Annotated in this window: 19 protein-coding genes and 1 pseudogene; 10 read left to right on the forward strand and 10 right to left on the reverse strand. The window is 71.3% G+C overall.

The window, feature by feature from the left end; all coding sequences use genetic code 11:
- The first annotated feature begins 176 nt into the window (after positions 1 to 176).
- On the forward strand, positions 177 to 719 hold the full coding sequence (locus IAG42_RS19525; protein ID WP_188338255.1) for a DinB family protein: 543 nt from the start codon (positions 177 to 179) through the stop codon (positions 717 to 719).
- 49 nt (positions 720 to 768) lie between these two features.
- On the forward strand, positions 769 to 1,386 hold the full coding sequence (locus IAG42_RS19530; protein ID WP_188338256.1) for a PadR family transcriptional regulator: 618 nt from the start codon (positions 769 to 771) through the stop codon (positions 1,384 to 1,386).
- Positions 1,387 to 1,402: 16 nt separating this feature from the next.
- Here the strand turns inward: IAG42_RS19530 and IAG42_RS19535 are convergent, their stop codons facing one another.
- On the reverse strand, positions 1,403 to 2,830 hold the full coding sequence (locus IAG42_RS19535; protein ID WP_188338257.1) for a glutamate decarboxylase: 1,428 nt from the start codon (positions 2,828 to 2,830) through the stop codon (positions 1,403 to 1,405).
- A 157-nt stretch (positions 2,831 to 2,987) separates the two neighbouring features.
- Here IAG42_RS19535 and IAG42_RS19540 point away from each other — a divergent pair, with 157 nt between their 5' ends.
- Positions 2,988 to 3,761 carry a MerR family transcriptional regulator gene (locus IAG42_RS19540; protein WP_188338258.1) on the forward strand — a complete coding sequence of 258 codons (774 nt, stop codon included), beginning with the start codon at positions 2,988 to 2,990 and terminating at the stop codon, positions 3,759 to 3,761.
- A gap of 15 nt (positions 3,762 to 3,776) precedes the next feature.
- Here the strand turns inward: IAG42_RS19540 and IAG42_RS19545 are convergent, their stop codons facing one another.
- Positions 3,777 to 4,154 (reverse strand): YbjQ family protein, encoded by a 378-nt coding sequence (locus IAG42_RS19545; protein WP_188338259.1) that lies wholly within the window; start codon positions 4,152 to 4,154, stop codon positions 3,777 to 3,779.
- A gap of 147 nt (positions 4,155 to 4,301) precedes the next feature.
- Here IAG42_RS19545 and IAG42_RS19550 point away from each other — a divergent pair.
- Positions 4,302 to 4,964 (forward strand): annotated as a pseudogene (locus tag IAG42_RS19550) (DedA family protein); the annotation flags it as partial.
- Between the two features lie 309 nt (positions 4,965 to 5,273).
- Here IAG42_RS19550 and IAG42_RS19555 read toward each other — a convergent pair.
- Together IAG42_RS19555 and IAG42_RS19560 are read right to left on the reverse strand one after the other, a co-directional pair.
- Positions 5,274 to 6,932, reverse strand: coding sequence for a threonine/serine exporter family protein (locus IAG42_RS19555; protein WP_188338261.1), 1,659 nt, complete (start codon positions 6,930 to 6,932; stop codon positions 5,274 to 5,276).
- A gap of 137 nt (positions 6,933 to 7,069) precedes the next feature.
- Positions 7,070 to 7,561 (reverse strand): inorganic diphosphatase, encoded by a 492-nt coding sequence (locus IAG42_RS19560; RefSeq protein ID WP_188338262.1) that lies wholly within the window; start codon positions 7,559 to 7,561, stop codon positions 7,070 to 7,072.
- 94 nt (positions 7,562 to 7,655) lie between these two features.
- On the opposite strand from IAG42_RS19560, the gene dacB reads away from it, so the two are divergent.
- The 6 genes from dacB to folE all read left to right on the forward strand — a co-directional run bounded on the left by dacB (position 7,656) and on the right by folE (position 15,176).
- On the forward strand, positions 7,656 to 9,131 hold the full coding sequence (gene dacB / locus IAG42_RS19565) for a D-alanyl-D-alanine carboxypeptidase/D-alanyl-D-alanine endopeptidase (protein WP_188338263.1): 1,476 nt from the start codon (positions 7,656 to 7,658) through the stop codon (positions 9,129 to 9,131).
- Between the two features lie 109 nt (positions 9,132 to 9,240).
- Positions 9,241 to 10,368 carry a zinc-dependent metalloprotease gene (locus tag IAG42_RS19570; protein WP_188341484.1) on the forward strand — a complete coding sequence of 376 codons (1,128 nt, stop codon included), beginning with the start codon at positions 9,241 to 9,243 and terminating at the stop codon, positions 10,366 to 10,368.
- A gap of 237 nt (positions 10,369 to 10,605) precedes the next feature.
- Complete coding sequence (tilS, locus tag IAG42_RS19575; protein WP_188338264.1) at positions 10,606 to 11,613, forward strand: tRNA lysidine(34) synthetase TilS; 1,008 nt, start codon at positions 10,606 to 10,608, stop codon at positions 11,611 to 11,613.
- Between the two features lie 44 nt (positions 11,614 to 11,657).
- Positions 11,658 to 12,218, forward strand: coding sequence for a hypoxanthine phosphoribosyltransferase (gene hpt, locus IAG42_RS19580; protein WP_188341485.1), 561 nt, complete (start codon positions 11,658 to 11,660; stop codon positions 12,216 to 12,218).
- A 205-nt stretch (positions 12,219 to 12,423) separates the two neighbouring features.
- Positions 12,424 to 14,445 carry an ATP-dependent zinc metalloprotease FtsH gene (gene ftsH, locus IAG42_RS19585; RefSeq protein WP_188338265.1) on the forward strand — a complete coding sequence of 674 codons (2,022 nt, stop codon included), beginning with the start codon at positions 12,424 to 12,426 and terminating at the stop codon, positions 14,443 to 14,445.
- Between the two features lie 125 nt (positions 14,446 to 14,570).
- Positions 14,571 to 15,176, forward strand: a complete 606-nt coding sequence (gene folE / locus IAG42_RS19590) for a GTP cyclohydrolase I FolE (RefSeq protein WP_188338266.1) — start codon at positions 14,571 to 14,573, stop codon at positions 15,174 to 15,176.
- Between the two features lie 39 nt (positions 15,177 to 15,215).
- Here the strand turns inward: folE and IAG42_RS19595 are convergent, their stop codons facing one another.
- The 6 genes from IAG42_RS19595 to IAG42_RS19620 form a co-directional block, all read right to left on the reverse strand.
- Positions 15,216 to 15,701, reverse strand: coding sequence for a DUF3180 domain-containing protein (locus IAG42_RS19595; RefSeq protein WP_188338267.1), 486 nt, complete (start codon positions 15,699 to 15,701; stop codon positions 15,216 to 15,218).
- A gap of 155 nt (positions 15,702 to 15,856) precedes the next feature.
- Positions 15,857 to 16,456, reverse strand: coding sequence for a 2-amino-4-hydroxy-6-hydroxymethyldihydropteridine diphosphokinase (gene folK, locus IAG42_RS19600; RefSeq protein ID WP_188338268.1), 600 nt, complete (start codon positions 16,454 to 16,456; stop codon positions 15,857 to 15,859).
- Positions 16,453 to 16,812: a dihydroneopterin aldolase gene (folB, locus tag IAG42_RS19605; protein ID WP_188338269.1), complete on the reverse strand. Its 360-nt coding sequence runs from the start codon at positions 16,810 to 16,812 to the stop codon at positions 16,453 to 16,455. The genes folK and folB overlap by 4 nt, the downstream gene beginning before the upstream one ends.
- A 211-nt stretch (positions 16,813 to 17,023) precedes the next feature.
- Complete coding sequence (locus IAG42_RS19610; protein ID WP_188338270.1) at positions 17,024 to 17,602, reverse strand: nuclear transport factor 2 family protein; 579 nt, start codon at positions 17,600 to 17,602, stop codon at positions 17,024 to 17,026.
- The gene (gene folP / locus IAG42_RS19615; protein ID WP_188338271.1) at positions 17,599 to 18,462 is read right to left on the reverse strand and encodes a dihydropteroate synthase; all 864 of its coding nucleotides are present in this window, start codon (positions 18,460 to 18,462) and stop codon (positions 17,599 to 17,601) included. The genes IAG42_RS19610 and folP overlap by 4 nt, the downstream gene beginning before the upstream one ends.
- On the reverse strand, positions 18,459 to 20,291 hold the full coding sequence (locus tag IAG42_RS19620) for a phosphatidylglycerol lysyltransferase domain-containing protein (protein WP_188338272.1): 1,833 nt from the start codon (positions 20,289 to 20,291) through the stop codon (positions 18,459 to 18,461). The genes folP and IAG42_RS19620 overlap by 4 nt, the downstream gene beginning before the upstream one ends.
- Positions 20,292 to 20,401 lie beyond the last annotated feature (110 nt).

Consider the following 20,401-nt stretch of genomic DNA (forward strand, 5'->3'; position numbering starts at 1 on the left):
TTCTGCATGAGCAGATGCACGTGCACGCGGGGTGGTCCCACGACTACAGAACTCGGCGGAACCCGGCGCCGACTCGCGTGAAGAGGTCAGGATCTGACCTACATCGACCGTAGCTTCTTCTCATCGAGTCCGGCGCACGACGGCGGGACGACGGCGAACGACGAGAGGTGTTTCCGATGGTCATGCACGTGAACCCCGAGGCCCGCGGTGACGAGCGCGGCGCGCTCCTGGCCTTCATCGCCGAGCAGCGCGGCGGGGTGCGCCGCACCCTGCTGGGGCTGACCGACGAGCAGGCCGCCGCGAAGCCCAGCGCCAGCGCCCTCTCCCTCGGCGGCATCGTCAAGCACCTGGCGGAGGTCGAGCAGGGCTGGGTGGCCCTGGCGAGCCGGACCGAGCCCGACACGAAGCGCGACCCGGAGTCGTACGGCATCGGCTTCCGGATGATCGACGGCACCGACACCGTCGAGTCGCTCCTCGACTACTACGCGGACGTGGCGCGGCGCACCGAGAAGTTCTTCCACGACGCCCCCAGCCTGGACGACACCTTCCCGCTGCCCGACGAGCCCTGGTTCCCCGACGGCCAGGAGGTCTCGCTGCGCTGGCTCGGCCTGCACCTGATCCGCGAGACGGCCCGGCACGCCGGCCACGCCGACATCGTCCGCGAGTCCCTCGACGGCAAGACCGCGTTCGAACTGGTGGCGCTCGCGCAGCAGGGCTGAGGGCACAACCCCGGGGGCCGCGCAAGTCCGCGGGTTCTACGCTGAGCGCATGTCAGCGATCCGCCTCCTGGTCCTCGGGGCCGTACGGCAGCACGGCCGCGCGCACGGCTACCAGGTGCGCAGCGACCTGGAGTACTGGGGCGCCCACGAGTGGTCGAACGCGAAGCCGGGATCGATCTACCACGCGCTCAAGCAGATGGCGAAGCAGGGACTGCTCCGCGCGCACGAGGTGGCGCCGTCGACGGTCGGCGGCCCGCCCCGCACCGAGTACGAGGTCACCGAGCGCGGCACGAGCGAGTACCTGACCCTGCTGCGCGAGTCCCTCACCGCGTACGACCAGCGGCCGGACGCCCTCACGGCCGCGCTCGGCTTCATGGTCGACCTGCCGCGCGCGGAGGTCGTCGCACTGCTCCGGGAGCGGGTGCGCCGCATCGAGGAGTGGCGCACGTCCGTCACGGAGCACTACACGCCCGAGGGCGGCCCGGAGCGGCTGGGCCACATCGGCGAGATCATGAACCACTGGGTGTTCACCGCCGACACCGGCGCCGAGTGGACTCGCGCGCTCATCGCCCGGATCGAGGGCGGCGCGTACACCTTCGCCGGCGAGGGCGAGCCGTTCGTCGGGGTCCTCCCGGACGGCCGGGAGGACCCGTACGCCGCGCACTGACCGGGCCGGTGCGGGGTCAGTGGTGGAAGGACGTCGCCGCGTCCTTGTCGCGGACCTGCGGGTGCGGCTGGCTGCGCAGGTCGGGCAGGATCCGGGTCAGGTCGTCCACGAGCAGGGCGGCCAGGTCCGCCGAGAAGCCGTTGCGGCACACGACGCGGAGCACGGCGAGGTCCTCGCGGTGCGCGGGGAACGTGTAGGCGGGCACCAGCCAGCCGTGCTCGCGCAGCCGCCGCGACACGTCGAAGACGTCGTACGACGTCACGTCCGGCGCCGTCGTCACCGCGAACACCGGCAGCTCGTCGCCCCGGGTGAGCAGGCGGAAGTCGCCGAGCGCCTCGAACCGCTCGGCGAGCCCGCGCGCCACGTCCCGGGACGCCTGCTGCACGGCCCGGTAGCCCGCCCGGCCGAGCCGCAGGAACGAGTAGTACTGGGCGACGACCTGCGCGCCGGGCCGCGAGAAGTTCAGGGCGAAGGTCGGCATGTCGCCGCCCAGGTAGTTGACCCGGAAGACGAGGTCCTCGGGCAGCGCGTCCGCGTCCCGCCACAGCGCCCAGCCGACGCCCGGGTAGACCAGGCCGTACTTGTGGCCCGAGGTGTTGATCGAGGCGACCCGGGGCAGCCGGAAGTCCCACACCAGGTCCGGGTCGAGGAACGGCGCGACCATGGCGCCGGACGCCCCGTCCACGTGCACGGGGATGTCGAGCCCGGTCCGCTCCTGGAGCGCGTCGAGCGTCGCGCACAGGTCGGCGATCGGCTCGTACGACCCGTCGAAGGTGGAGCCGAGGATGCCGACGACACCGATCGTGTTCTCGTCGCAGAGTTCGGCGGCGGCCGTCGGATCGAGGTGGAAACGGTCGCCCTCCATCGGGACCTGCCGCGCCTCGACCTCCCAGTAGTCGCAGAACTTCTCCCAGCAGACCTGCACGTTGATGCCCATCACCAGGTTCGGGCGGGCGTCGCGCGAGGGGTAGCGGTCCGCGTTCCGCTTCGCCCAGCGGCGCTTGAGCGCCATGCCGGCCAGCATGCAGGCCTCGCTCGACCCCGTCGTCGAGCAGCCCACCGCGGACATCGGGTCCGGCGCGTGCCACAGGTCCGCGAGCATCGCGACACAGCGGTGCTCCAGCTCGGCGGTGCGCGGGTACTCGTCCTTGTCGATCATGTTCTTGTCCCGACACTCGGCCAGGAGGACGTCCGCCTGCGGCTCCATCCACGTCGTCACGAACGTGGCGAGGTTGAGCCGGGCGTTCCCGTCGAGCATCAGCTCGTCGTGCACCAGCTGGTACGCGGTCATCGGCGCGAGCGGCCCGTCCGGCAGCCGGTGCTTGGGCGGCGCGTCGGTCATCCCGGCCGCGGGGTCGGCCGCTCCGTAGAACGGGTTGACGGCCATCGGGCGCTCCTCGCGCCCCCGGGACCGGCCCGCGGGACCGTGGTGCAGCGGAGGCATCGGCGACTCCTTCGTGAGCGGCGTCCCCCCGCGCCAGCCTAGGCAGACATCACGGAACGGGCATATCGGGCGCCCATGGCGTCGCGCTTGCACCTCACGCGGCGTGAGGACCCAAGCTGAGTCACGTACGGAGAACCGCTGCGGGAAAGGAGCGGCCATGACCTCCTCGGTCCACTCGGTCGGCCAGGTGGCCGGATTCGCCGGGGTCACGGTGCGCACGCTGCACCACTACGACGAGATCGGACTGCTCGTCCCCAGCGAGCGCAACCACGCGGGACACCGCCGCTACACCGCGTCCGACCTGGACCGGCTCCAGCGGATCCTCTTCTACCGGGAGCTCGGCTTCCCCCTGGACGAGGTGCAGGCCCTGATCGACGACCCGGAGACCGACCCGCGCGAGCACCTGCGGCGCCAGCACGAGGTGCTGACCGCCCGCATCGAGAAGCTGCAGAAGATGGCCGAGGCCGTCGAACACGCTATGGAGGCGCAGAAGATGGGAATCCAGCTCACCCCGGAGGAGCGCTTCGAGGTCTTCGGGGACAAGGACCCCGAGCAGTACCAGGACGAGGCCGAGCAGCGCTGGGGGAACACCGAGGCCTGGGCCGAGTCCCAGCGCCGCGCCGCCACCTACACCAAGGAGGACTGGCAGCGCATCCAGGCGGAGGTCGAGGACTGGGGCCGCCGCTACGCGGCCCTCGTCGCCTCCGGCGAGCAGCCGTCCGGCGCGGCGGCCATGGAGCTCGCCGAGGAGCACCGGCGGCACATCAGCCAGAACTACTTCGAGGTCCCCTACGAGATGCACGTCTGCTTCGGCGACATGTACGTGGCCGACGAGCGCTTCAAGGCGTTCTACGACGCCATGGGCGAGGGCATCGCCGAGCACCTGCGCGACGCGATCCACGCGAACGCGGCCCGGCACGCGGGGGAGTGAGGACGCCGGCCCGGCTCAGGGCGCGGTGGTCTCCTGGGCGATGACGGCGGCGGTTCCGTAGGCGCAGACCTCGGCCGCCCCGTCCATCGCCTCCGTCACGTCGAAGCGGAACATGAGCACGGCGTTGGCGCCCCGCGCGCGTGCCTGCTCCACGAGCCGGTCCATGGCCTGGTTCCGGGTCTCGACCAGCGTCTTGGTGAGGCCCTTCAGCTCGCCGCCGATCATGGACTTGAGCCCGGCGCCGATCTGGCTGCCCAGGTGCCGCGAGCGCACGGTGAGGCCGAACACCTCGCCGATCACCTGCTGCACCCGGTACCCCGGGACGTCGTTCGTGGTGACGACGAGCACATCCGCCTGCGGATTCTGGCCGCCGCCGAAGTCTTCGATACCCATAACGACAGGTTTGCCACAGTTCACCCGGAGTGCATCCTGAGAGGGCCACTGGAACCTGGTGCCCGCGCGCGGCGTTGATAACTTTGCATCGCCGATCTGCATGGCACCGCAATGCCTTTGCCCTCACCCCCTCAGGAGCCCGGACCCGTGATGACGCTTGCGCTCGGACCAAGCTGGCTGGACCCGGACCATTTGCTGAACACGTTCGGCATCTGGGGCCTGCTCCTGATCGTGTTCGCGGAGTCCGGTCTGCTGATCGGCTTCTTCCTGCCGGGTGACTCGCTGCTCTTCACCTGCGGCCTGCTGATCACCGCCGGCACCCTCGACTTCCCGCTGTGGGGCGCGATCGGACTGATCTGCCTCGCTGCGATCCTCGGTGACCAGGCCGGATACATCTTCGGCAAGAAGGTCGGACCGTCGCTCTTCAAGCGGCCGGACTCCAAGCTCTTCAAGCAGGAGAACGTGCAGAAGGCGCACGAGTTCTTCGAGAAGCACGGCCCGAAGTCGCTGGTCCTGGCCCGCTTCGTGCCCATCGTGCGGACCTTCACGCCGATCATCGCGGGCGTCTCCGGGATGCGGTACCGCTCCTTCATCACGTTCAACGTGATCGGCGGCATCCTGTGGGGTGCCGGTGTGACCTTGCTCGGCTCCTGGCTGGGGAACATCGAGTTCGTCCACAAGAACATCGAGGCGATCCTGATCCTGATCGTCCTCGTGTCCGTGGTGCCGATCGCGATCGAGTTCCTGCGCGCCAAGCGCTCCGCGAAGCGGGAGCAGAACGCGGCTCCGGACGCGCCGGGTGCGCCGGCCGCGCCCTCGCAGCGGGGGCGCCACGCTCGTCGCTAGCCGCGCTTGGGCTCCGCCCGCCTTCTCGTGTGCCGGGTTCCTCTTCGTGGGCGGGTGCGGGCCGGTGGGGGCTGGTCGCGCAGTTCCCCGCGCCCCTGGAAGGCATGCGGCTTCGCCGCGCCTTCCCCCGATGACAGGATCCCCGCGCCTTTGTCGGGGAGATGCGGCGCGAAGCGCCATGCATCTCAGGGGCGCGGGGAACTGCGCGACCAGCCCCCACCGGGCGGCACCCGGCGACGAGACCTCACCAGGCAGGACCGGGACCGGGCGGCGCTAGAAACCACGCGTGCGCTTGGCCGCTCGGCGGCCCTCCGCGCCGGGGGAGCGGATGAAGAGGCGGGAGATCTCGCCACCCAGGTTCACCCCGATCGCGATGGCCATCGCCAGAGCCGCGGCCTGCGACAGGTACACGAGCCCCCCGTCCACATCGTTCTGCGCGATCGCCAGCAGCCCGAAGTACGTCGCCGAACCGGGCAGCAGCGGCCCGATCGCCGCCGTGACATAAGGCAGCGCGGACGCGAACCGGTAGCGGGAGAAGAGCTGGCCGAACAGGCCCACGAGCCCGGCCGCCGCCGCCGTGGACGCCACCGGCGAGATCCCGCCCGCCACATGCATGGCCCCGTAGACGACCCAGGCCACCCCGCCGTTCAGCGTCACCATGAGCACCGTGGAGCGCTCCTGCTGGAGGAGCACGGCGAAGGCCAGGGAGAGCGCCATCGACGCGGCGATCTGCCAGTACGGGCGGTCGATGACCTTGAGCGCGGCCTCCGGGTTCAGCTCGGCGTGCAGCTGCACGCCCACGTAGAGCATGATCAGCACGCCGATCACGATGCCGACGAAGAAGTACATGACTTCCAGCAGCCGGGCCGCGGCCGTGATGTAGAAGCCGGTCAGGCCGTCCTGCACGCCCGCCACGAGCGCCCGTCCGGGCAGCAGCGCGAACAGTCCACCGGTGATGACCGCGGAGGCCCGCACGTCGACGCTGGCGAGCGTGAGCAGGATGCCGATGCCGGCCGGCGGCATCGCGGCGGCCAGGAACTGGTAGAACTCCGGGAACCCGCGCCCCGCGCACAGCCACGCGAGCCGGTCGCCCAGCATCGCGCCGATCGCCGCGGCGAAGAACACGATCAGGTCGCCGCCGACGAGGATCGAGGCGGCGCCGGCGAGCAGCCCGCTCGCCGAGGTGAGCGCCCAGCCGGGATACGGGTGCCGGTTGCGGCGGATCTCCGCGAGGCGCCGGTAGGCCTCCTCCAGGGACACCTCGACGTCCTCGTCGCTGATGTCGTCCACGAGCCGGAACACGGCCGCGAGCCGGTTGTAGTCGGTGCCCCGGCGCCGCACCGTGCGCGAGGCCGTCACCGGATCGTCCACCAGCGAGGGCTGGAACGTGATCGACAGCAGGGTGAACGTCACCGTCGGCTCGCACCGGTCGAGCCCGTAGGAGCGGCACACGGCGAACATCGCCGCCTCCACGTCCTCGGCCCCCTCGCCGCCCGCGAGCAGCAGCTCGCCGATACGCAGCGTCAGGTCGAGCACGCGGGGAACCGCGGGCCCTGTCTCGTCCTCCTTGTGGACCTTCTCCGGCGCGGGCCGCTCGGCCACCGGCATGCGCAGCATCGTGCGCATCCGGTCCTGCCAGGGCGCCTCCTTGGTGAGCCGCACCATCGGGATGCCGTGCGCCGGGGTGAACGCGGGCGGCGACTGCCGCGAGCTGTAGGTCCTCGGCGGTGTGAAGGCCGAGCCCTCCACCTCCACGACCTCCACCGCGTGCACGCTCAGCCCCTCCGGGACCGAGAACTCCGACGTGGTCGAGGACTCCTCGTCCGCCACCGGAGCCGGCGGTGCGACACCGCTCGGCTGCGTGAACGCGCTGCGCGCCTCGTCGGACTGCGGCTTGCGGTCCTCCGGCGCCTCCGACTCCCGCTCCGACACCTCTCGCCCTTCGTACGACTACGTACGCGTCTGCCTCCCGTACGCCTCAGTATGCGCACGGATACACGAACGGGCCGCACGACCCCGGTCGGGGAGGTGCGGCCCGTTCGTGTACGCGGTGCGTCAGGCGCCGGGGGTCAGTGACCGCCCTGGTCCTGGGCGCGCTTGTAGGAACGCTCGATCTCGGCCTCGGCCTCGGTGCGGCCGACCCAGTCGGCGCCCTCGACGGACTTGCCGGGCTCGAGGTCCTTGTAGACCTCGAAGAAGTGCTGGATCTCCAGGCGGTCGAACTCGGAGACGTGGTGGATGTCGCGCAGGTGCTCCATGCGCGGGTCCGTCGCCGGGACGCACAGCAGCTTGTCGTCGCCGCCGGCCTCGTCCGTCATGCGGAACATGCCGATGGCGCGGCACTTGATGAGGCAGCCCGGGAACGTCGGCTCGTCCAGGATGACCAGGGCGTCCAGCGGGTCGCCGTCCTCGCCGAGGGTGTTCTCGACGTAGCCGTAGTCCGTCGGGTAGGCCGTCGACGTGAACAGACGACGGTCGAGGCGGATGCGACCGGTCTCGTGGTCGACCTCGTACTTGTTCCGCGATCCCTTAGGGATCTCGATCAGAACGTCGAACTCCACCGGTGGCTCCTCCATGATCAACACAAACGTCTGGTGATGCAGTGATTAAGTGTCCCTCACGCAGGTGTGTGATCGCGAAAGGGGCTGGTCCGCGGTGCCGGAACTGAAGGCTTCGCAGCTCTTGACGAGCGTGGCGAAGACCGCTGCGCTGACCAAGACCAAGCACGTGACGGTGGGTGCGACGGCGGTGGGGCTCGCCCTCGCGGCCGTCGTGGCGGTCTCGGCCGGCCCTTGGGACGCTTCGGGCCAGCGTAAGGCCGAGGCGGACCGGGCGGCCTCCCCGGAGGCCCTTGGTGGCGCACATCACGGCCGCAGGGCCCCCGCCGCCCCCGCCGCGCCCAGCGCTCCCGCCGTCCTCGCGGCCCCCGGAGCGTCCGTGCCCGGCCCCACCAGGGACGCCCTTGCCGAGGTCCTCGACCCGCTCCTGAAGGACGCCGCGCTCGGCCCGCACCGCGCCGCGGCCGTCGTCGACGCCGTCACCGGTGAGCGGCTCTACGGCAAGGCCGCGGGCGACGCGCTCACCCCGGCGTCCACGACCAAGATCGCCACCGCCGTCGCCGCGCTCACCGCCGCGGGCCCCGACCACCGCATCGCGACCCGTACGAAGCTGGAGAAGGACGGCAAGGAGCTCCTCCTGGTCGGCGGCGGCGACCCCACCCTGACCGCCCGCAAGAAGAACCCCTACGGCGCCGCCAGCCTGCGCGACCTCGCCGACGACACCGCCGCCGCCCTCAAGAAGGACGGCATGACCGAGGTCACACTCACCTACGACACCTCGCTGTACTCCGGCCCCGACACCCACCCCATCGGCCCCAACGAGAACCTCGCCCGGGTCAGCCCCCTCATGGCCGACGAGGCCCGCCTCGACGACTCCGGCAGCGGGCCCGCGCCGCGTGACGGCGACCCCGCGGCCGCCGCCGCCCGTACGTTCGCCGGGCTGCTCCACGACCGCGGCGTGCGCACCAAGGGCGACCCCGTCCCCTCCAAGGCCTCCGGGCAGGCCGAGGACCTCGCGAAGGTCGAGTCCCCGCCGCTGTCCGCCCTGGTCGAGCGGATGCTGACGCACAGCGACAACGACATCGCCGAGGCCCTCGCCCGGCAGACCGCGATCGCCGCCGACGAGTCCCACGACTTCGACGGCGCCGGCGCCGCCGTCAAGAAGCAGCTCAAGAAGCTCGGCCTGCCGCTCGCAGGCGCCCGCTTCGCCGACGGCAGCGGCCTCGACCGCAACGACAAGGTCTCCGCAAACCTGCTCACCGGCCTCCTCGCGAAGGCCGCCGACCCGCACCGCCCCGAGCTGCGCCCCGTGCTCACCGGCCTGCCCGTCGCCGGCTTCACCGGCACCCTCAGCAGCCGCTACGCCGACCCCGCCGACGCCTCCGGCATCGGCCTGGTCCGCGCCAAGACCGGCACGCTCACGGGCGTCAACACCCTCGCCGGGTCGGTCGTCGACGCCGACGGGCGCCTCCTCGTCTTCGCGTTCATGACCGAGGGCGCCCCCGCCCCCCAGGCCGCGCAGGCGGGCCTGGACCGGCTCGCGTCCTCCGTGGCCAACTGCGGCTGCCGCTGAGCGACGGCGCAGGTTCAGGGTCGCGTCAGGGTTCAACCCCTCTCCGCGTACGCGAGGGGTCACGTACCGTTGACGCATGACGAGCATCGGCGGCGCTGCCTCATCAGGGATGGTCGACTGGAACCTCGCGGTGGCCACCGCGACCCGACTCGTACGGCCCGGCCCGGAGGTGAGCCGCGACGAGGCGCGCGCCATCGTCGCGGAGCTGCGCCGGCACGCCAAGGAGTCCGAGGAGCATGTGCGCGCCTACACGCGCATGGCCACGGACCTGCAGCACGACACCCCCGTCCTCGTCGTCGACCGCCCCGGCTGGGTGCGGGCCAACGTGGCGGGCTTCCGCGAGATCCTCAAGCCGCTGCTCGACAAGATGCAGGAGCGCCGCGGCTCCGGCGCGGGCCCGGCCGTCCTCGGCGCCGTCGGCGGCAAGGTCACCGGCGTCGAGCTCGGCATGCTGCTGTCGTTCCTGTCCTCGCGCGTCCTCGGCCAGTACGAGACCTTCGCGCCCGCCACCCGCGACCTGCCGGCCGCCCCCGACGGCGGCGGCCGCCTGCTGCTCGTCGCACCGAACATCGTGCACGTCGAGCGTGAACTCGACGTGGACCCGCACGACTTCAGGCTCTGGGTGTGCCTGCACGAGGAGACGCACCGCACCCAGTTCACCGCCGTGCCGTGGCTGCGGGACCACCTGGAGGGCGAGATCCAGTCGTTCCTCGCCGAGACCGACGTCGACCCGTCGACGTTCCTCGAGCGGGTCAGGGAGGCCGTCCAGTCGCTGTCCGGCGGACGCCCCGACACGGAGGAGGACGACGGCGGCCGCTCGCTCGTCGAGCTGGTCCAGTCGCCCGCCCAGCGCGAGATCCTCGCCCGCCTCACCGCCGTCATGTCCCTCCTGGAGGGGCACGCGGACTACGTGATGGACGGGGTCGGACCGGCCGTCGTGCCGACCGTCGGAGAGATCCGCGAGAAGTTCAAGGAGCGCCGCCAGAAGGGCGCCTCCCGCCTCGACCTGGCCCTGCGCAAGCTCCTCGGCCTCGACGCCAAGCTGCGCCAGTACCGCGACGGCGAGCGCTTCGTACGGGCCGTCGTCGACCAGGTCGGCATGGACGGCTTCAACCGCGTGTGGACCTCGCCGAACACGCTCCCCACCAAGGCGGAGATCGCCAAACCGGCGGACTGGGTCGCGCGGGTGCACAACCGGACGGAGGGGCCGGCGGGCGGCGCGCGCGACGAGGACTGAGCCCGCGGAGGGGGCCCCGCGCGATCGGCCACGCCAGGAATGGCGCAGGATCACCCATCCGAGGGACCGTGGGTCGTGGGCAGGCGTGCAATGCTCGGTGAATGGCTCGCTTCTGTCACCATCGACACACTCTGCGTGACCGAAGTCACCGAGTCACCGTTGAGCGACTGAGCCGTGCCACATCGGTTCACAGTTGGCGCCCCACCCCCTCAGACAACGGAATGAAGGGAACCGGACATGGGTCCCCATCCTGCGGTCGCGGCGATACGCCTGGCGGTCCGCCGCGTCCTCCACGACATCCTCGACACGCAACCCCAACCACCCGCGGGTGACCGGCCGTTGGTCCTGGTCGCCTGCTCCGGCGGCGCCGACTCCATGGCGCTCGCCTCGGCCCTCGCCTTCGAAGCACCCAAACTCGGCGTCCGCGCCGGCGGCATCACCGTCGACCACCGCCTCCAGCCCGGCTCCGACGTCCGCGCCGAGGACGTCGTCCTGCGCCTGACCTCGCTCGGCCTGACCCCCGCCGAGTCCGTCGCCGTCGACGTGGGCCGCGCCGGCGGGCCCGAGGCCGCCGCCCGCGACGCCCGCTACGGCGCCCTCGACGCCGCGGCCGAGCGCCACGGCGCCGCCGCCGTCCTGCTCGGCCACACCCGCGACGACCAGGCCGAGACCGTCCTGCTCGGCCTCGCCCGCGGCTCCGGCATCCGCTCCCTGTCCGGAATGGCCGCGGTCTCGGGGGCCGCCGGCCGTTACCGGCGCCCCTTCCTCGGCCTCGACCGGCAGACCGCCCGCAAGGCCTGCCTCGTGCAGCACCTGCCCGTCTGGGACGACCCGCACAACACCGATCCGGCCTACACCCGCTCCCGGCTGCGCCACGAGGGACTGCCCGCCCTGGAGAAGGCGCTCGGCAAGGGCGTCGTCGAGGCGCTCGCCCGGACGGCCCAGTTGTCCCGGGACGACGCGGACGCGCTGGACGCGTGGGCGCAGCAGGCCGCCCAGACCGTACGGGACGCGGCCGGGCTCCTCGAATGCGCCAAGCTCTACGCGCTGCCGCCCGCCGTACGCCGCCGCATCCTGCGCAGGGCGGCCATCGAGGCCGGCGCTCCCGCGGGTGCCCTCTTCGCCCGCCACATCGAAGAGGTCGACCGCCTGATCACCGGCTGGCGCGGCCAGGGGGAGATCAATCTCCCGGGCAAAGTCGTCGCCCAGCGTCAGGGTGGCAGACTGGTCATCCGGCAAGGCTGACTCGGCGGCTCACGTCGCGGCGGCCGGTGGGACGACCGAAAGTGATGCGGGTGGACGCGAAAGACATGGGCACCGACCTTCAGTCGGTGCTCATCACCAAGGAAGAGATCGACGCGAAGCTGGCCGAGCTGGCCGCGAAGGTCGACGCGGAGTACGCGGGCAAGGACCTGCTGATCGTCGGGGTCCTCAAGGGCGCCGTGATGGTCATGGCGGACCTGGCTCGCGCCCTGTCCACCCCCGTCACGATGGACTGGATGGCGGTGTCCTCGTACGGCGCGGGCACGCAGTCCTCCGGCGTCGTGCGGATCCTCAAGGACCTCGACACCGACATCAAGGGCAAGCACGTCCTGATCGTCGAGGACATCATCGACTCGGGCCTGACCCTGTCGTGGCTGCTGACCAACCTGGGCTCCCGCGAGCCCGCCTCCCTCGAGGTGTGCACGCTGCTGCGCAAGCCCGAGGCGGCCAAGGTCGACATCGACGTGAAGTGGGTCGGCTTCGACATCCCGAACGAGTTCGTGGTCGGCTACGGCCTCGACTACGCGGAGAAGTACCGGAACCTGCCGTTCGTCGGCACGCTCGCTCCGCACGTCTACGGCGGCTGAGCGCCCGTCAGCGCTCGTCGCGGCGGCGGGAACCCTCAGGGGATTCCCGCCGTTGGAGCATGCGAGGGGCAGATTCTCGGTCGTCCCCTGCGGCGTCGGGTGACAATGCTGGGGTACCGTCCGAAGAACAGTTCTTCAAACAGCTTCAAACAGCCTTATCAAACTCACTATGGCAGGAGGGACGGGGCGGCATCGCTCCGTATGGATGGACGTGAAGCGATACTTCCGTGGGCCGGTCATGTGGATCGTGCTGGCCGTCCTTGCCGTGGTCGTGTTGATGCAGGTCGTCGGTTCGTCCGGCGGCTACAAGACGGTGGACACCGGCCAGGTCATTCAGGCCATCGACCAGGACAAGGTGAAGCAGGCCAAGCTCACCACCGGCGATGAGAACAACATCAAGATCGAGCTGAAGGACGGCCAGAAGCTCAAGGGCGAGGACGGCAGCAAGTTCCAGGCGAGCTACATCGGCGACCAGGGCGTCGACGTGGCCAAGGACCTGCAGGCCCGCTTCCAGGACAACAAGATCCCGGACGGGTACACCGTCTCCCCCGAGAAGCAGAACGCCTTCGTCGGCATTCTGATCACGCTGCTCCCCTTCATCCTGCTGCCCCTCATCTTCCTGTTCCTGATGAATCAGATGCAGGGCGGCGGCTCGAAGGTCATGAACTTCGGCAAGTCCAAGGCGAAGCTCATCACCAAGGACACCCCGAAGACGACGTTCGCCGACGTCGCGGGTTCGGACGAGGCCGTCGAGGAGCTCCACGAGATCAAGGAGTTCCTGCAGGAGCCGGCCAAGTTCCAGGCCGTGGGCGCCAAGATCCCCAAGGGTGTGCTGCTGTACGGCCCGCCCGGTACCGGTAAGACGCTGCTCGCGCGCGCCGTCGCCGGTGAGGCGGGCGTCCCGTTCTACTCGATCTCCGGTTCCGACTTCGTCGAGATGTTCGTCGGTGTCGGTGCCTCCCGTGTCCGCGACCTCTTCGAGCAGGCCAAGGCGAACGCTCCGGCGATCGTCTTCGTCGACGAGATCGACGCCGTCGGTCGGCATCGCGGTGCGGGTCTGGGCGGCGGTCACGACGAGCGCGAGCAGACGCTCAACCAGCTGCTCGTCGAGATGGACGGCTTCGACGTGAAGGGCGGCGTCATCCTGATCGCCGCCACGAACCGGCCGGACATCCTCGACCCGGCGCTGCTGCGTCCCGGCCGTTTCGACCGCCAGATCGCGGTCGACCGTCCGGACATGCAGGGCCGTCTGGAGATCCTCAAGGTCCACCAGAAGGGCAAGCCGGTCGCTCCGGACGTCGACCTGTCGGCCGTCGCCCGCCGCACCCCCGGCTTCACCGGTGCCGATCTGTCGAACGTGCTGAACGAGGCGGCCCTGCTGACCGCCCGCTCGGACAAGAAGCTGATCGACAACCACATGCTGGACGAGGCGATCGACCGTGTGGTCGCGGGCCCGCAGAAGCGGACCCGGATCATGTCGGACAAGGAGAAGAAGATCACCGCGTACCACGAGGGCGGTCACGCCCTGGTCGCGGCGGCTTCGCCGAACTCCGACCCGGTCCACAAGATCACGATCCTGTCCCGCGGCCGGGCCCTCGGCTACACGATGGTGCTCCCGGACGAGGACAAGTACTCGACCACGCGCAACGAGATGCTCGACCAGCTCGCCTACATGCTGGGCGGGCGCGCGGCCGAGGAGCTCGTCTTCCACGACCCGACCACGGGCGCGGCGAACGACATCGAGAAGGCCACCGCCACGGCCCGTGCCATGGTCACGCAGTACGGCATGACCGAGCGGCTCGGCGCGATCAAGTTCGGCGGCGACAACACGGAGCCGTTCCTCGGCCGGGAGATGGCGCACCAGCGCGACTACTCGGAAGAGGTCGCGGCGCTCGTCGACGAAGAGGTCAAGAAGCTCATCGAGACGGCGCACAACGAGGCCTGGGAGATCCTCGTCGAGAACCGCGACGTTCTCGACAACCTGGTCCTCGCGCTGCTGGAGAAGGAGACGCTGAACAAGGAGCAGATCGCCGAGATCTTCGCTCCGATCGTGAAGCGCCCGGCCCGCCCCGCGTGGACCGGCTCCTCCCGCCGCACTCCCTCGACCCGCCCGCCGGTGCTCTCCCCCAAGGAGCTGTCGCTGACGAACGGGGCGAACGGGGCCACCCCCGCCATCGAGTCCACCACCCCGGTGGACACGGTCAAGGAGGAGCGCCCCGAGAGCTGACCGGGCCCCGGTGCCCGGGACAGCCCCGGAATGCAGGCCGCGTCCCCCACGCTTTACGGTGTGGGGGACGCGGCCTTTTCGTGGACACGGGCCGCGTCGGACATCCGTTTGAGGAAGAGGCACAGATGACCGACCCGGTGACGCTGCACGGTGAGGGCCCGATCGGCGAGTTCGACGAGAAGCGGGCCGAGAACGCCGTACGCGAACTGCTCATCGCGGTCGGCGAGGACCCGGACCGCGAGGGCCTGCGGGAGACGCCGGCGCGGGTCGCCCGAGCGTACAAGGAGATATTCGCGGGTCTGTGGCAGCAGCCCGAGGACGTGCTGACGACGACGTTCGACCTGGGGCACGACGAGATGGTCCTGGTGAAGGACATCGAGATCATCTCGAGCTGCGAGCACCACCTCGTGCCGTTCGTGGGCGTCGCGCACGTCGGGTACATCCCGTCGGCGGACGGCAAGATCACCGGCCTGTCCAAGCTGGCCCGGCTCGCCGACGTCTATGCCCGCCGTCCGCAGGTGCAGGAGCGGCTCACCACGCAGATCGCGGACTCCCTGATGGAGATCCTGGAGCCGCGCGGCGTCATCGTCGTCGTCGAGTGCGAGCACATGTGCATGACGATGCGGGGCGTGCGCAAGCCCGGCGCGAAGACGATCACCTCGGCGGTCCGCGGGCAGCTGCGCGACCCCGCCACGCGCAACGAGGCGATGAGCCTCATCATGGCGCGCTAGGCGCTAGGCGCTAGGCGCTGGGCGCTGGACGCTGGGCGGTCAGGTGGTGGGGGCGGTGCCCTTCGTGTCGTCGTCGTCCTCCGGGAGCCGGCAGACGTGCTGGAGGAACAGGGCCGCGGCGATCACGCCGATGCCCGCGACGACGGAGAAGCCGGCGTAGATCGCCTGGTCCCGGCGGGGCGCCACGTCCAGGTGCTCCAGCAGGAACGCGAACGTGCCGCCGTACATCCCGGAGACGAGCGCGGCGACCAGGGCGCTGGCCTGGCCGAAGACGAGGGCGCGGGCGGCCATCATGGGGTCGACACCGCGCGCGTCGGGGACCCGGGCGCGCTGGGCCTTCAGCCGGGAGCGGATGGAGAGCGCCGTCGCCAGCAGGACGATGGCGATGAGGGCGAGGACGACGGGGGCGGCCGGGGGGACGCGGGGCAGCGTGCCCACCGCGTTCCACAGCCGGGCGCCCGCCCAGGACAGGACGCCCGCCACCACGAAGAGCCCGGCGAGCGTCCTGATCCGCAGTTGCTTCATCCCCGTGGTCGCCCTTCAGATGTCTACGGCCGTCCACGACCGCCTGGCTGCGGCCGTGTCCGCTAGGCCGTGTCTTCAAACTCCCGTCGTCGCCCGGAGGGCGGCTTCGCCGTGGAGCAGGCGGGAGTTTGAAGACACGGCCTAGACCCTAACGATTACTCGGGCAGCCGGAGTTCCAGGTCGGCGCGCGGGGCGATGCCCTCGCGGGTGACCTCGGCGAGCAGGTCGGCGACGGGGCCGCGGCCGGGCAGCTGGGCCTCCGGCTCCACGTCGTACCAGGGGGCGAGCACGAAGGCGCGCTCGTGGGCCCGCGGGTGAGGGAGCGTGAGCACCGGGTCGTCCGAGACGACGTCCGCGTAGGCAACGATGTCCACGTCGATCGTCCGCGGGCCCCAGCGCTCGTCCCGCACGCGGTGGAAGGCCTCCTCGACCGCGTGGGCGCGCTCGAGCAGCGAGGACGGCGGCAGGGTCGTCTTCAGGATCACCACCGCGTTGAAGTACGAGGGCTGGGAGCCGGGGTCGACGCCCCAGGGCGCCGTCTCGTACACGGGGGAGACGGCTTTGACCCGGACGCCCGGGGTGTCCTCCAGGGCGTCCACGGCGCCCTGGAGGGTCTCCAGGCGGTTGCCCAGGTTCGAGCCGAGGGAGAGCACCGCGCGCTTGGGGTTCGACAGCGTGCTGTCGGCCGCGTCGACCTGCTCGACCACGGAGGCCGGCACCGGCTGGACGGTCGGGTCGAACTGCGTCTTGTTCATACTCGGCTCCGGGTGATGGTGACGGTCACGTCGTCGAAGGGCACGGTGATCGGCGCGTCCGGCTTGTGGACGCAGACCTCGACCTCCCGCACCCCCTCGTGCTTCAGGCACGTCTGGGCGATGCGCTCGGCGAGCGTCTCGATGAGGTCGACCGGCTCGCCCTCGACGACGGCCACGACCTCCTCCGCCACGATGCCGTAGTGCACGGTCTTCGCCAGGTCGTCGTCGGCCGCCGCCGCCCGGGTGTCGAGTCCGATCACCAGGTCCACGATGAAGGTCTGGCCCTCCTCGCGCTCCTTGGGGAAGACGCCATGGTGCCCTCGGGCCTTGAGGCCGCGCAGCGCGACACGATCCACGCGAATCACTCCTGCAGTCGTCGGTAGGAGCCGGTCCCATCGATGTGCGGTCGCTGCGCCGGCTCGTTCGAATCTACCTGCGCGCTCGGACATCGCTCGCCCGCGGGGGCTATGGACATCCGGCGGTCCGGCTGGTAGCCGCCCCTACCCACGCGGGCCCGCGGCCAACCGCGGGCCCGCAATTCCGGGGCTTTCCGAGCCGGGTACCCACTCAGGCGGGTGAGCCGTCGTCGCCCAGGTTGCCGTCGATACCGCCGATGCCGCCGCCCGGACCCTCGTCGAGCCGGCGGTCGATCTCCGCGTCGAGGTCCGACTCGTCCTCCGACTCGGCGAGGACCGGGGACGCGTGGTGGGACCACAGCTTCCAGCCGTCACGGGTGCGCCGGAACACGTTCGTCGCGACGACACGCTGGCCGACGAGCGGGCCGAGCTCCTCGCCGCCCTCCGGCGCGGGGCCGCCGCTGAGGATGTTCTCGGTGCAGGTCACCAGGGCCGTGTCGGCGACCACGCTGATGTGCAGGTCGGTCAGGAAGAACTGGATGTACTCCGTGTTCGCCATGATCAGCGCGTAGCTGCGCAGGACCTCGCCGCGTCCGGTGAGCACCGGCCAGCCCGGGTGGACGCAGCTGATCGAGGTGTCCTCGGCGTCGTCGGGGTCGGCGTCCTCGGCGTAGGCGACGTCCTCGGGGGCCAGCCACAGCGAGGTCAGTTCCTCGAAGTCGCCGCGCTCCAGGGCCTCGTAGAACGCGCGGTTGGCGTCGTCGACGGCCTGGATGTCGGTGTGGGTCACAGGGCTCCCTCGACCGCGCGGGCGACGCGGACGGCGTCGGCGGTGGCCCGGACCTCGTGGACGCGGACGGCCCAGGCGCCGGTGTGGGCGGCGATCGCGGAGACGGCGGCGGTGGCCGCGTCGCGCTCGCGGGCGGGCGGCGGGGCGCCCTGCCCGTCGGAGAGGACGTGGCCGAGGAACCGCTTGCGGGAGGCGGCGACCAGGACGGGGTGGCCGAGCGCGTGGAGGCGGTCGAGGTGGGCGAGGAGGGTCAGGTCGTGCCCGGCCTCCTTGGAGAAACCGAGGCCGGGGTCGACGACGATGCGGTCGGGCGCGATGCCCCCGGCTATGACGGCGTCGACACGCGCGCGGAGCTCGTCGACGACCTCCGAGACGACGTCCTCGTAGTGCCCGTGCACGGCGTCGCCCGCGAGGAGGCCGCGCCAGTGCATGACGACGAAGGGGGCGCCCGCGGCGGCGACGACGGGGATCATCGCGGGGTCGGAGAGGCCGCCGCTCACGTCGTTGACCAGCGCGGCGCCCGCCGCCAGGGACTGCTCGGCGACCTTGGCGCGCATGGTGTCCACGGACACGGTGACGCCCTCGGCGGCCAGGCCCCGCACGACGGGGATGACACGCTTGAGCTCCTCGTCCTCGTCCACGCGCGTGGCGCCGGGACGGGTCGACTCGCCGCCGACGTCGACGAGGTCGGCGCCCTGGGCGACCAGGTCGAGGCCGTGCTTGACCGCGCGGGTGGTGTCGAACCAGCGCCCGCCGTCGGAGAAGGAGTCGGGCGTCACATTGACGACTCCCATGACCGCGCAGCGGTCCCATGCAGGGAGATTGGCTACGTGGCCCCGGCGGACCTGCGACGTGCTCATGCTTCCAGCGTAGGGCTGTGCGGGGGATGCCTCGCGTCGCAGGGGTGAATTCCGGGGCGTCGGGGGCGGGGGAGGGTGATGAAGCCCTCGGCCTGCATCGCGGCCCAGCCGATGCGGGGGAGGTCGCGGGGGGAGCCGTAGACCACGAAGCGGGGTTCCCAGCGGGGGCGGAACTTGGCGTTGAACTTGTAGAGCGACTCGATCTGGAACCAGCGGGACAGGAACACGAGCAGGCCGCGCCAGGCCCGCAGGACCGGACCCGCGCCGATCTTCTCGCCGCGGGCGAGGGCGGAGCGGAACATGGCGAAGTTGAGCGACACGCGCGCGATGCCGTGCCGCGGGGCGGCCTGGAGGGCGGTCACGATCAGCAGCTCGTTCATCCCCGGGTCGGCGGCGCGGTCGCGGCGCATCAGGTCGAGGGAGACGCCGTCGGGCCCCCAGGGGACGAAGTGCAGGACGGCCTTCAGGTCTCCGTGGGGCCCCTGCGGGCCGCCGTCGGCGTCCGGGACCTTGTGGGCCGTGGCGATCAGACAGTCGCCGTCGGCGGAGTCACCGATGCGGCCGAGCGCCATGGAGAAGCCCCGCTCGGTGTCCGTGCCGCGCCAGGCATCGGCGGCGCGGCGGATCCGGTCCAGCTCGGCGGGGGACAGGTCACGGACGCGCCGGACGCGGGTCTCGTAGCCGGCGCGCTCGATCCGCTTCACCATCTGGCGGACATTGCGCATCGGCCGCCCCGCGAGGGAGAAATCCGCGACGTCCACCACCGCCTCGTCGCCCAGCTCCAGCGCGTCGAGCCCCGTCTCGCGGGTCCACACCTCGCCGCCGGTCTCGGAGCAGCCCATGACGGCCGGGGTCCAGGAGTGGGCCCGCGCCTCGTCCATGAAGCGCTCGATGGCGCCGGGCCAGGCCTCCACGTCCCCGACGGGGTCGCCGCCGGCGAGCATCACCCCGGACACGACGCGGTAGCAGACGGCCGCCTTGCCGCTCGGGGAGAACACGACGGCTTTGTCACGGCGCAGCGCGAAGTGGCCGAGCGAGTCCCGGGCGCCGTGCCGCTCCAGAAGGGCGCGCAGCCGGGCCTCGTCGTCCTCGGTGAGGCCCGCCGCCGGATGCTCGGGACGCAGCGCGAAGTAGATCGTGGTGAGCGCGGTGAGCATGCCGAGCGCGCCGAGGGAGAACGCGACCGTGGACGAGGTGCGGCCCGTGTAGTCCAGCGGTCCGTCGACGCCGAACAGCCCGTACAGGACGTGGGCCAGACGGTCCGCCAGACTCGGGTCGCCCGCGAGCTTGTCCGGGTGAGCGCTCACGATCGCGAGGCCGAGCAGCAGCGAACCGGCGCCCATCACCACCAGGTTCGCCAGCGCGCGCCAGCGGCTGCGCGGGTCGGGCAGCGCGTCGAACTCGCCGCGGTGCCGGACGAGGAGCCACAGCAGGGCGAGCGGGATGACGACCCCCGCGAGCGAGTGCCGGTACGCGAACTGGGCGCAGGCGCCGAGCGGCAGGAGCACCACGGTGGCCCGCCAGGCCCGCCGCTTGCGCCGCCGCAGCCCGTGCGCGAGCAGGAGCAGCAGGACGCCGCAGCTGAGCGCGAGGGCGGCCGCGTACGGGCCGAGGGTGCCCGGCAGGACCTGGGCGAGGGCGTGCATGCGGCTGTGCCGGAAACGCGGGAAGACGCCGGCCGCGACGTCGAGCAGCCCGACCAGGAGACCCGCCCGCGCGATCCAGGCCGGCACCGACTCCGGGCGGGGTCCGCGCACCGCGCCGCGCACCACGCGCCCCAGCCGTCCCGGAACGGCGCCCCGGTTCCGCGCATCTATCCTGACGAACATCGCATTTCCGTCGTTCTACGAGAAGCGTGAACGGATATCCATATCGGGCATCCGTGACGTGCGCCCTCTAGGACGGACGCATCGGGAAGCGGGTTCACTCCCACCCGGAA

The sequence above is a fragment of the Streptomyces xanthii genome (assembly GCF_014621695.1).
Classification (GTDB): Bacteria; Actinomycetota; Actinomycetes; order Streptomycetales; family Streptomycetaceae; genus Streptomyces; species Streptomyces xanthii.

Bases quoted from the DNA above. Each gene is read 5' to 3' on its own strand.
- folE (WP_188338266.1), top strand. From the start codon at position 14,571: ATGACCGACCCGGTGACGCTGCACGGTGAGGGCCCGATCGGCGAGTTC.
- IAG42_RS19535 (WP_188338257.1), bottom strand. From the start codon at position 2,830: ATGCCTCCGCTGCACCACGGTCCCGCGGGCCGGTCCCGGGGGCGCGAG.
- ftsH (WP_188338265.1), top strand. From the start codon at position 12,424: ATGGACGTGAAGCGATACTTCCGTGGGCCGGTCATGTGGATCGTGCTG.
- IAG42_RS19570 (WP_188341484.1), top strand. From the start codon at position 9,241: ATGGTCGACTGGAACCTCGCGGTGGCCACCGCGACCCGACTCGTACGG.
- IAG42_RS19525 (WP_188338255.1), top strand. From the start codon at position 177: ATGGTCATGCACGTGAACCCCGAGGCCCGCGGTGACGAGCGCGGCGCG.
- tilS (WP_188338264.1), top strand. From the start codon at position 10,606: ATGGGTCCCCATCCTGCGGTCGCGGCGATACGCCTGGCGGTCCGCCGC.
- folP (WP_188338271.1), bottom strand. From the start codon at position 18,462: ATGAGCACGTCGCAGGTCCGCCGGGGCCACGTAGCCAATCTCCCTGCA.
- hpt (WP_188341485.1), top strand. From the start codon at position 11,658: ATGCGGGTGGACGCGAAAGACATGGGCACCGACCTTCAGTCGGTGCTC.
- IAG42_RS19540 (WP_188338258.1), top strand. From the start codon at position 2,988: ATGACCTCCTCGGTCCACTCGGTCGGCCAGGTGGCCGGATTCGCCGGG.
- IAG42_RS19620 (WP_188338272.1), bottom strand. From the start codon at position 20,291: ATGTTCGTCAGGATAGATGCGCGGAACCGGGGCGCCGTTCCGGGACGG.
- IAG42_RS19595 (WP_188338267.1), bottom strand. From the start codon at position 15,701: ATGAAGCAACTGCGGATCAGGACGCTCGCCGGGCTCTTCGTGGTGGCG.
- IAG42_RS19545 (WP_188338259.1), bottom strand. From the start codon at position 4,154: ATGGGTATCGAAGACTTCGGCGGCGGCCAGAATCCGCAGGCGGATGTG.
- folK (WP_188338268.1), bottom strand. From the start codon at position 16,456: ATGAACAAGACGCAGTTCGACCCGACCGTCCAGCCGGTGCCGGCCTCC.
- IAG42_RS19530 (WP_188338256.1), top strand. From the start codon at position 769: ATGTCAGCGATCCGCCTCCTGGTCCTCGGGGCCGTACGGCAGCACGGC.